The following is a 13021-nucleotide window of genomic DNA, read 5'->3' as shown; positions in this document are numbered from 1 at the left end:
CTTTGAGTACAGCCGCAATCTCTTTGTAATCCATGTCTTCCAGATCGCGCAGAATAACTGCTTCACGCAACTCTGGCGAGAGCTGTTTCAACGCTGTCTGGATACGGGTCTTCAGCTCCAGACCGGCGACATGCTCATGCTGGCCCTTACGCGTATCGGCCAGCCGATCGGCGAAGGTCGGGCCGTCGTCTTCCCCGTCAAAACTCGCATCCATCGAATCCGAGACCCGGTCCATGCGCGTACGGCGGAAGTGATCTACCAGCAGATTGCGCGCCAGCGTCGTAATCCAGGTCTGGAAGCTGCCCTTGAAGGCGTCGAAGCTGTCCAGGTTCCGGTACAGCTTCAGAAAAACGTCCTGCGTTAGATCTTCGGCGTCTGTAGGCGAGCCCGTAAAGCGGTAGCAGATGGCGTAAATCCGCCGATGCTGTGCGGCGACGAGCTGCTGCCAGGCATGGGAGTCCCCCGCCATGCACTGACGAACCAGCTTCTCCATCGCCTCCTGCTCGGGCGTGCGTTCCACAATATGTTCCTCAGCCTGCTTATGTGTCTGATCGAGTGTAACTTGCGGCACAGGCGCGGAGGGTGGAACCTGGCCCTTTCTAGGATCCGGTCCCAGCAGCATGGCCCGCTTTACCGGTATGACCGGCAAGCCGTGCGCGGGAATCGCCATGTGTAAAACGCCCATGTGTTTCTATACGAAAAACGTAACTGTGCAGTTCCCAGGGACGTCCCAGAAAATCTGACCCAAAAGAGGGACGCGCGTTGACAGTGGTCGGTTCGCCGGAGTCTGATGCTCCTGCAGCAGAAACCCACTCATTTCCACCGTTTCATCCACCGTTTCAAGGAGACCCATGTCTAAGGTCCATCTCTCCCTGTCTGCCTGTGCTCTGCTGGCCTGCTCGGCCATTGCCCTTGCCCAGGCGCCAGCGGCCGCCCCAGCCGCACGTCCGGCTCCCCCGCCGCTGGAAAGCCCCAACCCGCACTACGTCTCGTTCGTTCTGACCCAGGATGTCAACGCGTCAGCCGACACGGTCTGGGCTCGGGTCGGAAAATACTGCGACATCGGCGACTGGGGATTTCCCTGCACCATCCTCCAGGGGCCAGGAGATGAGATCGGCTCCGTTCGGTCGATCCAGAACGAGGTGATGGTCGGCAAAACCAAGTACAGCTACACCTACGCCCAGGCTCCGCGACAGGGGGTTACCTACAACCTCTACCACGCCACGCTGGAAGTGGTTCCGGTGACGGCGAAGACCTCCCGGCTGGAATACAGCTTCCTCTACGACAACTCCATGCTCACGGACGATGCAGCTCGGAATACCGAGACCGCCACCCGAAAGATGCGCTTTACCGGCTTCCTGAAGAATATGAAGACGTTGTCCGAAGGTGGCAAAGTAGAAAAACCGACCGCGCCTCCTCCGGTGCTCTCCACGGCGCCATGGCTGGTGGCTGAGCCGCACTACGTCACCATCCCTATGAGCATCGACGTCAATGCTCCGGCAGACAAAGTCTGGGCACGCATCGGGAAGTACTGCGATATTGGCGAATGGGGCTTCCCCGGCTGCACCATTACCTCCGGCAAAGACGGAGAGCTGGGCGCCATTCGCACCATCGGCAACGAGGTGCTTGTCGGCAAGACAAAGTACAGCTACATCTACACGCAACCGAAACGAGCCGGCAGCAACTACATCATGTACCACGGCGACCTGGAGGCCGAGCCCCTGACCGCTACCACCACCCGCCTGCACTACACCCTGCTCTACGACAACTCCGCACTGCCGGACGATGCCGCGAAGCAGAAGGACATTGAAAACCGCCGCACCCGGTTTACCCAGATGCTCGAAAACATGAAGCTGCTCTCCGAAGGCAAGCCGTTGCCGGAAGGCGCCGTACGCAGGCCTGCACCGCCGGCAGGCACACCACGGTAAAGACAGATATCTTTGTTGGGAGCCGATACACCCGTTGCCCCATTCTTCGCGATGAAATCGCGAAGGGTGGGGTATCGCGCTATGCGCGACCTTTTTTGCTCGCCTGACAGTTTTTCAGGGGCTGAAGCATCGACCGCAGTTTCAATGCTTCCGGAAATTGAAGCGGTCTCGCTTCGCTCGATACCCCACCCTTTCGCTTCGCGAAAGAATGGGGCAACAGCATTGTGCCTCGCCAGACGTTCGGGAGCTCTCCCGCCCACGGCAGGAAAAGCAGATCCCTTCGGGATGACAAACAAATTCGAGCGCTCAAATATCCCACCCAGATCCGTGGTTACGCAAACAACAGGGGCTGGAGACACAACGTCTCCAGCCCCTTTGCTTTTTCCTGCCCGTTACTTCTACATCGAGGGCTTTTCGATCACACCGCAGGCCAGCCGGCTGCCGGCATTTCCAGCCGGGTCGGTCATCTGATCGTCGGCCTTCTCATGCACGACCACTGTGTGGCCGTAGACGGAGTTCGGCGCCGCCGGGTCCAGCGACAGGTAATCCGCGTCGAAGGTCTTGTGACCCATGCTTCCGGTCATCGTCACAGACTCGGGGAAGTCGCCATCGTGATGTCCCTCGGGGTTTTTGAAACCGTGGTGCTTGTTTTCAGGGTTGAAGTGACCGCCCGCGGACTGGAAGCTCGGAGCCTCACAGGTCGCCCCGGCGTGCACATGCACGGCATGCTCTCCGGCGGGCAGATTCTCGAGCATGACCATAACCTTCACACCGCTCTTAGCCGGGGAGAAGGTGACGTAACCGGCGTCCTTGCCGTTTGCGTCCTTCAACATAACCTTGACGGGCTTGGGTGCGGCAGCAAAAACGGGAACGGTAGCCAGAAGGGCAGCCGCAGCAACGGATGCAAGACGCATAGTGAATCTCCTTGTATCCCGCAGGATACGTTTAGGATGCGTCACGATGCAAAACGTGGCCTACTGTGCAACCGCCGGAAGCTCCATCTGCTCGCTCTGGTTCTCATCGATAAAGGGCTGGAAGTGCTCACGGCAGCGAGCCTCATACAGCCCGGCGGCTCCCACCACCACAAGCTCCTGGCTCTGTCCCAGCCGCTGCGTGTGAATCGCCGGATTCCCGCACACCATGCACACCGCCGACAACTTCGTCACCTCGTCGGCAAGCGCCATCAGGTTCGGCACGGGACCGAAGGGCTCGTTGGCGAAGGTCGTGTCCAGACCGCCCAGAATCACCCGCTTTCCCAGGTGCACCAGCTCCATCACCAACGGAATCACAGCCTCATCGAAGAACTGCACCTCATCGATTCCGATGACATCCACCTCATGAATGTGATCTTTCTCGAACAGAGTCGCCTTCAGGCGCTCGGAGGTTGGCGTAACGACAGCGGCGTCATGCGTCTGCTCGGAGTGCGATGCAATCGCCGTACGGTGGTATCGGAGATCGATATCAGGTTTGAAGCAGGCGACTCGCTGTTTCGCGATCTTGGCGCGCTTCAAACGGCGGATCAGTTCCTCGCTCTTTCCGGAGAACATAGGGCCGGTGATCACCTCCAGCCGGCCGACGTGATGCTGGGTCATTCCGGAATGGTACTGCTGCACGGGGTGTGCAAAAACGGGGCCGGATTCAGGGCGATTATTCCACCTGAAGACTACGCAATAGTTCTTCCATCCGAGGTTTTGCCATCGGAGCGGACACCGAAGATGTGTCCAGAACAAAGAGGTAAAGAATACGCCCCTTGGCCCGAGTCGAGCGCTCGGCAGGATGAAAATATTGTGGCTTGTCCTCTTTTTTCGTAGGCGGATCTGTTGGCTCTTCGAGCAACAACCCAGGATACTCAGGTCCTTCTTTCTCGAAGGCAATCAGCCAGCCGATCTCGTCCCCGTCCTTGCCGGCCTTGTTCTTATCCGCCAGCTTGACCTGAACGCAACTTGCCACAGGACAGGGTAGCTCGGCGAGGTCCTGTATCTCACCGTGCTGGACGGCGGTTCGCAGAAACTCCTTTACCGTCTCCTCTGATTTCGCGGGACGCGCCATTACGGCCACCTGAGAGTGCAGCCTTGCTTTCTTCTCCTGCGGAAGTTGCATCTGCACCATACATATCTGTTCGTTCACTGGGGCAAAGCCTATCTCCCAATCCCCGGGAACGTCCATCGAAAAGCCACAAAGATACGACCCGATTCTGACCTTCGGGGAGTTAGCCTTCCTGACACGCCATGCCTGTTGCTGTGGAACGTTTTTTGGGTCAGGATCGGTGAATCGCTTGGAGTTCGCCTCGATGAGAAAAGAACGCATGTCATTTGCAGGAGCGTTGAGTTTCGAGAGGTAATCTGCCGCTCGCAGCACGTGTGCAGGCATTACCGTCACAGTACCGCATGCCATGTAGTCATCCCAGAAATCGACGGGGAGAGACTTCCATGGATGCGATTGTTCGATTTCGAGAAATGCCTTCATCCCTGCGGCCGGCCTCGCGGACTGGCAGACATGAGCGGCCTCAAACCATCTGCCGCGAATATCTTCCGGCGCGAGGGTGTTTGCCTTTCCAAACATCGACATCGCAAGCTCGTAGGTCTGTGGTAGGTCCACGTTATAGCCGTAGTGAGCCACCACCCCCAGTAAAAGCGTCAGTTCCAGATCGTCAGGAGATCTGTCGTGCGCAGCCTGCACCGTCTTCAAAGCCGTGGCGAGCTGATCAACAACCCGTTGGCGGGGAGTGGTATACCTCCACGTCGCATCCCAGTGATCAACCATCGGCTCAATACGGTCTAGAGTCTCATACGTACTCCGAAATTCAGCATCAGATGGCAGACGATCTTTGGGAATATCCCGAACCGCGGCACGGCAGGGTAGACACAGCAACAACAAACTGAGAACAGAAAGCGGGTGGCATCTCATCGTTCGGAAGCTCCAGGAAGAGTCGTCCCAACCACACTACACCGGGAGCTCCGGTGTAGCCGCAATCAACTGCTGCGTATACGTCTCGCGCGGACGATCGCAAACCTCCAGCGCTTCCCCAATCTCCACCAGCCTCCCCCGCTGCATCACCGCTACACGATCGCAGAGATACCGCACCAGAGGCATGGAGTGCGAGATGAACAGATACGTCAGCCCATAGCTCCGCTGCAGCTCGCACAGCAGGTTCACCACCTGCGCCGCCACCGAAACATCCAGCGCGCTGACCGGCTCATCCAGCACCAGGAACTCCGGCCTTAACATCAGCGCCCGGGCAATGTTGATGCGCTGCCGCTGTCCTCCGGAGAACTCATGCGGATAGCGCTCAAGCGCTGACGCATCAAGCCCGACCTCATGCAAGAGTCGCCGTACTCTCTCCTCCGGCCGCATGCCCTGCGGTGCGCCATGAATCGCACACGGCTCAAGCAAGATCTGCCGCACACGCATCCGCGGATTCAGCGCCGAGTAAGGGTCCTGGAAGACTACCTGCATACGGCGTCGCAGAGCGTGCATGCCTGCGCGTCCCGCCGACAGCACATCGACACCATCGACGTGCACAGAGCCCTCCGTAGGCTCCACCAGTCGCAGTAGCATGCGAGCGACCGTGCTCTTGCCGGAGCCCGACTCACCCACCAGCCCAAGGGTCTCGCCGCGCTCGATCGTCAGCGAGACATCATCCACCACACACACCTTACCGGCGGCGTTCTTCGCCGGGTACTCCTTCACCAGATTCTGAGCGACGACAAAAGACATATCAGGCAAGCTTGGGATGGAGTTTATGGAAGCCCGTGGCCTCCTGGTACGCACGCGCCAATGCGGCCAGCCGTGCATCAGAGTAGAGCTGACCGAGGAACGTAATACTCGTCATCGTACCCGGTCCACCGTTGTTCCCCGGATCACCATCGCCAGTCTTCCATGGCAGTGGTGCATCGTCACCACGCAGGCCGTTGGGAACGATCACCGCCGGATGTCCCGTGAGATTGGTGGCCCGAAGCTGCGAGCCGCCCGAAGGAGTCACAATCACGTCCACCTTCGCAAAGAGTTCCGCCATCTGCTCGATGCCGAGAGTGCGTGCGCGCATCGCCTGCACATAATCCACTGCTGAGTAGAAACGCGCGATGCGGAAGGTGTTAGGCCAGTCGCCGGAGCTTTGCCCGGTCAGCAAACGATCGCGTCCGCTCAAGGTAAGCTCATCGAACGCAGCTGCCGCTTCGACCTCAAGCACCGGCGTGATCGCTCCCCAGGGAAGCTTCGGCAGCTCCACCGGGATCAAGGTCACGCCCATCTTCTTCAACGCATCCAGCGATGCGCGGTCGTAGCGGTTGTCATAGACAGACCGCTCGTAGTTGCGCTTTGCCATGGCAACGCGCTCGGCGTACGCCGCATCGGCCTCGCCATCCTTGCGCTTCGGCTCTTCAAACTTCGGTGCCTCAAACGCCGCCGACAACACACCGACACGGAGCTTCTTCCAGTCAAAGCGCGCATCCCAGGAGAAGGCCGCCTCTTTGACCATGCGATCTTGCCCATCAGGACCGTGAATGACGTCCATCACCAGCGCACAGTCTTCCACGCTGCGGCAGATGGGGCCGATCTTATCCATCGTCCAGCTCAGCGCCATCGCTCCGGTGCRCGGCACAAAACCAAACGTCGGACGCAGGCCGGTAACACCGCAACGCGTTGCGGGCGACGAGATCGAACCCAATGTCTCTGTCCCGATGGCAAAGCCCACCAGACCTGCACTGACCGCCGAGCCCGAACCAGCCGACGATCCGCTTGAACCCTGCTTCGTATTCCAGGGATTCCGCGTGCGTGCACCGAACCATAGATCGCCCTGCGCCAGGGCTCCCATACTCAACTTGGCGAGCAGCACGGCCCCGGCTTTGTCGAGCCGTTCAACAACTGTCGCTGTGGTATCGAACTGCTGCTCTTCGAAACCGGCCGCTCCCCAGGTCGTGCGATATCCCTTTACGCTGATCATTGCTCAGGGAGAGCGCGCTGACATCGGGCGCTACGGACAGCACGGCGGGCTTCTGCGCCGTCTCAAGCTTCATCCCTGAAGGCACGGGGTCGAACGAAAACGCGGGCGCCACTCGATTCGGCAGATGCAGATCGCGAAGCTGGCGAATGGAATCCCGCTGATCGACAACACCATCGAGCAACTGTTTCTTCTGCTCGTCGGTGATCGTCAACCCCGCCATCGCGGCCGCCTGGTCGATCATCTCCGGTGTGATCTTCGCAAAGGTGCCCGGATCTGCTCCAAGCCCGGCTCCAAGCCTGGCTCCAGGCCCAGCACTCTGCTGCGCCTGCGCGGCCAGCGTATACAGTGCACCGGGAAACAACGTGGCGCCCACACCGGCTTTGGCGCACACGCCAAGAAAGCGGCGGCGAGACTCGTCAGCTTGCATCATGTTTGCAAGCATAGAGCGTTTTCCCAGTTACTGGTATCCCAGAAAGGGCGTAGCGGCGTTTCATTGCGCAAAACGCCCGCAGATGCGAAAGCCCTACACGATACCTACAGGAAAAACGCTCTTGCGAAGCCGCCTCCCGTAAATTACCAGGACTGGTTTCCCTGTTGCCGCTACTTCTCTTTTTTCGGCTGCGAAGCCACGATCAACTGGTTCTCGACCCCGAAGACGCCCGGGGTAGAGTTTGCCTGCATCTGCGCGATGATCGAGTCGCTTTCGTTGTTGACCACCCCGGTCAGGATTACATTGCCGTTCTTCACAATGATGTGAATCGCGTGATAGCCAAGCGGCGGATCCCAGGTGATGCCACCCGCAGCGCGTGGAATCGATGGCGTCAGCGCAGCGTTCGGGAAGTTCGAGGTGTATTTACGGAGCGCCGGCTGCCTGTAGATGTTGGTGTAAACCGCCATCCGGATACGGTCATCGTTGGGTGAGTTTGGCAGAACCTCGATCTGATTGTCGACCTCAGTCACGCCCTCGATCTTCTTCACCACGCGTGCCGCGTCGTCTYTCAATGTGGGCCGGCTGGCATAACCGCCAAGGGTCACGACTCCGCCGCGCAGGCCGAAGTGCAGACTATCGAAGACGCTGTAGTTTGTCAGTCGAAGAAGCTGCTTTTGTACCTCGCGCGCAATCCGCGAAGCATCTTCATTCGACCACTTGGATTGCTGCTGCGCATGAGCAGCGGGTAGAGGTGCGATCAGCAGGGCAAGGAGCAGGGGAAAAATAAACCGTGCGGTACGTTTCATTTTGTATCTCCAGAGCGGAATCAGCGTCATTTGCTGGCGCCGTGCCGCCTGAAATCTTAGACGATGACTTGCGCCGAAGTGTGGGGATGCGCACTTCGGCGCTCAGGTTGCCATGGGGGGCCACGCAGGATTACGCCGCGCGTAACGTCTGTTCTCCGCTGTGATGATGCACCTGCGCATCGGAGCCATGCTGTTTTACGAGCTTGTTGTRGATGCCGAACAGTAAGAAAGGGGCGACCCATTGGCCAACGAACTGAGCATCCCGGTCGCGTCCGGTAAGTTTTAGCACCAGAGATGCGGCTACAGAAACACCCGCGACGCCAAGATAAAACGAACTTGGAAGTTGTGATGTGTACTTTTCGATATATGAGGTGACCTGATCTTCTTTCACCTGTCCCGGAACTACGCGATGATCCTGATCTGTGAGATACGGCATAGAGTCTCTCCTTCAATAGGAGCGTGAGATGGTGAGGGATCGCATTCCTTTGCCCGGCCCTGACGCGATAATCCTGCCGAGACCGGAACGAGTGAAATCTTGACACCAGATTTTTCGCAGTAAGAAAGGGCGGCCGAAGCCGCCCCATATCTGATGTCTATCGATGAATTAGGCCTTGCCCAGCACCTTGGCCATCATTTCGCCCATCTCCGCAGGCGACTGCACGACGTGGATGCCGGCCGCGCGCATAGCTTCCATCTTGCTCTGCGCCGTGCCTTCGCCGCCGGAGATGATCGCACCGGCGTGGCCCATACGGCGTCCCGGAGGCGCCGTCTGTCCGGCGATGAAGCCGACCACAGGCTTGGTGACATGCTCCTTGATGAAGGCCGCGGCTGCCTCTTCGGCCGATCCACCGATTTCGCCGATCATGATGATCGCCTCAGTCTCCGGATCGTCCTGCAGCAGCTTCAGCGCATCGATGTGCGTCGTTCCAATGATTGGGTCGCCGCCGATGCCGATGGCGGTCGACTGACCGATGCCGCGGGTCGTGAGCTGGTAAACCGCCTCGTAAGTCAGGGTGCCCGACTTGGACACAATACCGACGCTGCCTTCCTTGTGAATGCGGCCCGGCATGATGCCGATCTTCGCCTTTCCGGGCGAGATCACACCCGGGCAGTTCGGCCCAATCAGGCGCGACTGCGAACCCTTCACAACCGGCCAGGCCTTCGCCATATCCAGCGCGGGAATGCCTTCGGTGATGCAGATCACGAGCGGGAGCTTGGCGTCGACTRCTTCAAGAATGCCGTCAGCCGCAGCCGGCGGAGGAACGAAGATCACACTGGCGTTGGCGCCGGTCTCGCGTACAGCCTCTGCCACCGTGTTGAAGACAGGCCAGCCTTCGTGAATGGTGCCACCCTTACCCGGCGTAACGCCACCCACAACCTTGGTGCCGTACTCGGCGCAGGCCTTGGCGTGGAACGTACCCTCGCGGCCGGTGATGCCCTGAACGATCAGTCGCGTGTTCTTATCGACCAGTACTGCCATTACGCCACCCCCTTGGCTGCCGCGACAGCCAGGTCAGCGGCTTCCTTCATCGTTGCGCCTACTTCGAACTTCAGACCGCTCTCCTTCAGGATCTTGCGGCCCTCTTCCACGTTCGTGCCTTCCAGGCGAAGGACGATTGGAATGTTGACGCCCAGGTTCCTGGCGGCGGCCACAACAGCGGTCGCCAGCACATCCACGCGCAGAATGCCGCCGAAGATGTTGATGAAGATCGCCTTCACATTCGGATCCTTCAACAGGATGCCGAAGGCCTGTTCAATCTGCTCCTGGCTGGCGCCGCCGCCCACATCCAGGAAGTTCGCCGGAGCTCCGCCGGCGTACTTGATGATGTCCATCGTCGCCATTGCAAGACCGGCGCCGTTCACCATGCAGGCGATGTTGCCTTCCAGGCGGATGTAGTTCAGGTTGAACTTGCTGGCTTCGACCTCGAGCGGATCCTCTTCGGTGATGTCGCGCAGCTCCTTCAGGTCCTTGTGCCGGAACATGCCGTTGTCGTCGAAATTGATCTTGCAATCGAGCGCAGCGAGCTTGTCGTCCTTCGTTGTGATGAAGGGGTTGATCTCGAGCAGCGAGCAGTCCGTCTCGACGAACGCCTTATACAGGCCCATCATGAACTGCACCGCCTGACCCACCTGCGTGGGCTTCAGGCCCAGCTTGAAGGCGAGCTTGCGCGCCTGGTACGGCTGCAGGCCGATACCTGGATCGATGTACTCCTTATAAATCGCCTCAGGATCCTTCGCGGCAACCTCTTCGATCTCCATGCCGCCGGCCTGCGAGGCCATGAACACCAGCTTGGCCGAAGCGCGGTCGAGCACGATGCCGAGATACAGCTCACGGTCGATGGCGGAAGCCTCCTCGACCAGCAGGCGCTGCACCTTCTGGCCCTGAGGTCCAGTCTGATGCGTAATCAGCTGCATACCGAGGATCGCCTTCGATGCAGCATTGGCGTCGTCGATCGTTTTGGCAACCTTCACGCCGCCACCCTTGCCACGGCCGCCGGCGTGAATCTGCGCCTTGACGACCACGGCGGGAGCGCCGTTGGAGAAGAGCTGCTTGGCGGCCTTGTCGGCCTCTTCCAGCGTGGTGGCCATCTCACCGGCAGGGACGGTGACGCCATACTTCCGCAGGATCTCTTTTGCCTGATACTCGTGAATTTTCATTGGTTCCGGAGCTATCCGCCAATGATCGTAGTCGAGCCGCAGAACGAGGCGCAACCGGAGATCGCACTTTCGTGCGATGTTCGCACGGGGTTACGGTGTCAGGAAGCCATCGGGCAAACTTTTAATAATTCCGGAGAATCGCAGCGGCGCACAGACATGCAGTGAGAGAGGAACATGCTGCATCTGGCTGCCAGGACGCGTCAACCAACTGAACGTGTCTGGGTCAGCGCAGGGTGCGGAGTTGAGCGAACTAAAGCCGATAATCGCATAGACCACGGCATCGGATTCGACAACAATCTCCTGTCCGATGCTGGAGTTGAAGTGGAATCCGCCACAGTTCTGACAGGTCGTGATCGGCACTGGACGGTACCGCGTGACCGTCTTCATTACCCATGTCGTGCCCTGCCGCACCCTCTCCTGAACGACGGAGCTGTTCTCGAGCTGCATCACCATTACGGATGAAAAGGAACAGGTCAGATTGCTGCCGTTATGGAAGCTGATGGGAATGCCGTGCTGGCCGTTGGAAGCGTTGTCCGAGCCGATCTTTACCTCAATCTGTTCCGGATCACAGATTGGCGCGGCAGGGCGATTTTCCGGATGCGCCATAGGGTTGTCGTAATCGATTGAGTCGATTGGAACCGAATAGTTGTCGTTTGTCGGGACGCTGCGGATTCTGTTGTTGTCGTCGCCGGGCTTCGCCGTCCGCTGCGGGTCCTGCGCAGCCGCGGTGAGCGTCACGAACAGTGCGACGAGTGCCATCCAGCGCATACGGATATTAGATGACATTCCCGGCCGATTCGCATCTAAATGCTACCCTCAAAAAACGGATATGGGTCTCTCACTCACTCTCAAGCGCATCGTCGAACAGAAAGCCGTGCTCACGCGTGAGGAGTCCCGTGCCCTGATGGCCGAGATCCTCACAGGCGACTTTACCGAGATCACGCTCGCCGGCCTGCTCACAGCCCTGGCTACCCGCGGCGAGACCGCCGCTGAGATCGCAGGCTTTGCCGAAGCCATGCGTCTGGCCGCCCTGCAACTTCCTCTCAACGCAGGCGAACGCGAAATGCTGGTCGACACCTGCGGCAGCGGCGGGGACCTGAGCGGCACCTTCAATATTTCCACCGCCGCGGCCCTGGTCGCCACAGCCGCCGGAGCCAGCGTTGCCAAGCACGGCAATCGTTCCGTCACTTCGATGTGCGGCTCCGCTGACGTATTGGAAGCCCTGGGAATTCCCATCTCACAGACCCCCGAGGCCGGCGCTGAAACCCTACGCCGTAACAGCTTCCTCTTTCTTCATGCACCTGAGCTCCATCCCGGCATGAAGGCCGTCATGCCGGTACGCCGCGCTCTCGGCGTCCGTACTGTATTCAACATCCTTGGCCCGATGGCGAACCCCGCCGGAGCCCCATCCCAGGTGATGGGTGTCTATGCGCCACACCTGGTGCCGGTCGTTGCCGAAGCCATGGCCATGCTCAACACGCGGCACGCGTTTATCGTGCATGGAAACGGCCTGGACGAAATCACGCTCGACGGCGCCACGCAGATCGCTGAAGTGAAGGGACGCGTCGTCTCGCTGATGACCTTGAAGCCGGAAGACCTCGGTCTGAAGAGTGCCCCTATCTCAGAGATCCGCGGCGGCGATGCAGTGGAGAACGCAGCCATCCTCACCGCCATCTTTGCCGGGCAACAAGGCCCACGCCGGGATGTTGTGGTGCTGAATGCCGCCGCAGTGCTGGTCGTCGCCGGCAAAGCTGCCACGCTGAAAGAGGGCGTTGCCCTGGCACAATCAACCATCGACTGCGGCGCGGTTACTGCTTTGCTGGAAAAGCTTCGCAGTTAAGCGCGGCTATATTTCGCCGAATCTGGAACTCAGTAAACCTTCTCCTCGTACAATTCACCGCAAGGAGAACTCCATGCCTATCGATCCGTCTATGGTCACCACCGCGTTTGAGCTGCCTGGCTATCGCATCGTTCGCAATATAGGAGTCGTCCGCGGCATTCTGGTACGCTCGCGCTCGATCTTCGGTTCTATCGGCGCCGGTCTGCAGACATTGATCGGTGGCAATATCACCATCCTCAGTGACCTCTGCGAGAAGACACGCAACGACGCCTTTCAAATGATGCTGCTGCACGCCGAGCAAAGCGGAGCCAATGCCGTCATCGCAGCCAAGTACGACGCGACCGAAATCATGCAAGGCGTCACCGAAGTGCTTGCCTACGGCACGGCTGTCGTTGTGGAGAAGATTTAGGGTTAGGG

Annotated in this window: 15 protein-coding genes; 3 read left to right on the top strand and 12 right to left on the bottom strand. The window is 59.3% G+C overall.

Annotation, left to right across the window (positions count from 1 at the left end; translation table 11 throughout):
* Positions 1-685, bottom strand: a 685-nt coding sequence (locus AB4043_RS08820) for an RNA polymerase sigma factor (RefSeq protein WP_442306879.1), incomplete at its 3' end; no start/stop codon positions are given.
* A 166-nt stretch (positions 686-851) separates the two neighbouring features.
* Between AB4043_RS08820 and AB4043_RS08815 the strand changes: the two genes are divergently transcribed.
* Positions 852-1928: an SRPBCC family protein gene (locus AB4043_RS08815; protein WP_442301011.1), complete on the top strand. Its 1077-nt coding sequence runs from the start codon at positions 852-854 to the stop codon at positions 1926-1928.
* 398 nt (positions 1929-2326) lie between these two features.
* On the opposite strand, the gene AB4043_RS08810 is transcribed toward AB4043_RS08815, so the two are convergent.
* The 11 genes from AB4043_RS08810 to AB4043_RS08760 form a co-directional block, all read right to left on the bottom strand.
* On the bottom strand, positions 2327-2842 hold the full coding sequence (locus AB4043_RS08810) for a superoxide dismutase family protein (protein WP_442301012.1): 516 nt from the start codon (positions 2840-2842) through the stop codon (positions 2327-2329).
* A gap of 60 nt (positions 2843-2902) precedes the next feature.
* A complete protein-coding gene (locus AB4043_RS08805; RefSeq protein ID WP_442301013.1) occupies positions 2903-3520 on the bottom strand; it encodes a thymidine kinase in 618 nt (205 codons plus the stop codon).
* Between the two features lie 55 nt (positions 3521-3575).
* Entirely contained in the window at positions 3576-4691 is a 1116-nt protein-coding gene (locus tag AB4043_RS08800) for a hypothetical protein (protein WP_442301014.1), read from the bottom strand.
* 180 nt (positions 4692-4871) lie between these two features.
* Positions 4872-5645: an ATP-binding cassette domain-containing protein gene (locus AB4043_RS08795; protein ID WP_442301015.1), complete on the bottom strand. Its 774-nt coding sequence runs from the start codon at positions 5643-5645 to the stop codon at positions 4872-4874.
* Position 5646: 1 nt separating this feature from the next.
* Positions 5647-6870: an amidase gene (locus tag AB4043_RS08790; protein ID WP_442306878.1), complete on the bottom strand. Its 1224-nt coding sequence runs from the start codon at positions 6868-6870 to the stop codon at positions 5647-5649.
* Positions 6785-7312 (bottom strand): hypothetical protein, encoded by a 528-nt coding sequence (locus AB4043_RS08785; RefSeq protein ID WP_442306877.1) that lies wholly within the window; start codon positions 7310-7312, stop codon positions 6785-6787. Before AB4043_RS08785 ends, AB4043_RS08790 begins: the two co-directional genes overlap by 86 nt.
* 158 nt (positions 7313-7470) lie before the next feature.
* Positions 7471-8106, bottom strand: coding sequence for a BON domain-containing protein (locus AB4043_RS08780; RefSeq protein WP_442306876.1), 636 nt, complete (start codon positions 8104-8106; stop codon positions 7471-7473).
* 130 nt (positions 8107-8236) lie between these two features.
* Positions 8237-8542, bottom strand: coding sequence for a hypothetical protein (locus AB4043_RS08775; RefSeq protein WP_442306875.1), 306 nt, complete (start codon positions 8540-8542; stop codon positions 8237-8239).
* A 168-nt stretch (positions 8543-8710) separates the two neighbouring features.
* Positions 8711-9586, bottom strand: coding sequence for a succinate--CoA ligase subunit alpha (gene sucD, locus AB4043_RS08770; protein WP_442306874.1), 876 nt, complete (start codon positions 9584-9586; stop codon positions 8711-8713).
* The gene (sucC, locus tag AB4043_RS08765; RefSeq protein WP_442301020.1) at positions 9586-10764 is read right to left on the bottom strand and encodes an ADP-forming succinate--CoA ligase subunit beta; all 1179 of its coding nucleotides are present in this window, start codon (positions 10762-10764) and stop codon (positions 9586-9588) included. Before sucC ends, sucD begins: the two co-directional genes overlap by 1 nt.
* A gap of 90 nt (positions 10765-10854) precedes the next feature.
* Entirely contained in the window at positions 10855-11550 is a 696-nt protein-coding gene (locus AB4043_RS08760; protein ID WP_442301021.1) for a hypothetical protein, read from the bottom strand.
* A gap of 43 nt (positions 11551-11593) precedes the next feature.
* On the opposite strand from AB4043_RS08760, the gene trpD reads away from it, so the two are divergent.
* On the top strand, positions 11594-12604 hold the full coding sequence (gene trpD, locus AB4043_RS08755) for an anthranilate phosphoribosyltransferase (RefSeq protein ID WP_442301022.1): 1011 nt from the start codon (positions 11594-11596) through the stop codon (positions 12602-12604).
* Positions 12605-12677: 73 nt separating this feature from the next.
* A complete protein-coding gene (locus AB4043_RS08750; protein WP_442301023.1) occupies positions 12678-13013 on the top strand; it encodes a YbjQ family protein in 336 nt (111 codons plus the stop codon).
* The last annotated feature ends 8 nt before the right edge of the window (positions 13014-13021 follow it).

It is taken from the genome of Terriglobus sp. YAF25, assembly GCF_052113305.1.
Classification (GTDB): Bacteria; Acidobacteriota; Terriglobia; order Terriglobales; family Acidobacteriaceae; genus Terriglobus.
This window is presented reverse-complemented; position numbering and strand designations above follow the sequence as displayed.

Bases quoted from the DNA above. Each gene is read 5' to 3' on its own strand.
- AB4043_RS08815 (WP_442301011.1), top strand. From the start codon at position 852: ATGTCTAAGGTCCATCTCTCCCTGTCTGCCTGTGCTCTGCTGGCCTGC.
- AB4043_RS08810 (WP_442301012.1), bottom strand. From the start codon at position 2,842: ATGCGTCTTGCATCCGTTGCTGCGGCTGCCCTTCTGGCTACCGTTCCC.
- AB4043_RS08805 (WP_442301013.1), bottom strand. From the start codon at position 3,520: ATGACCCAGCATCACGTCGGCCGGCTGGAGGTGATCACCGGCCCTATG.
- AB4043_RS08800 (WP_442301014.1), bottom strand. From the start codon at position 4,691: ATGGTTGATCACTGGGATGCGACGTGGAGGTATACCACTCCCCGCCAA.
- AB4043_RS08795 (WP_442301015.1), bottom strand. From the start codon at position 5,645: ATGTCTTTTGTCGTCGCTCAGAATCTGGTGAAGGAGTACCCGGCGAAG.
- AB4043_RS08785 (WP_442306877.1), bottom strand. From the start codon at position 7,312: ATGCTTGCAAACATGATGCAAGCTGACGAGTCTCGCCGCCGCTTTCTT.
- sucC (WP_442301020.1), bottom strand. From the start codon at position 10,764: ATGAAAATTCACGAGTATCAGGCAAAAGAGATCCTGCGGAAGTATGGC.
- AB4043_RS08760 (WP_442301021.1), bottom strand. From the start codon at position 11,550: ATGTCATCTAATATCCGTATGCGCTGGATGGCACTCGTCGCACTGTTC.
- trpD (WP_442301022.1), top strand. From the start codon at position 11,594: ATGGGTCTCTCACTCACTCTCAAGCGCATCGTCGAACAGAAAGCCGTG.
- AB4043_RS08750 (WP_442301023.1), top strand. From the start codon at position 12,678: ATGCCTATCGATCCGTCTATGGTCACCACCGCGTTTGAGCTGCCTGGC.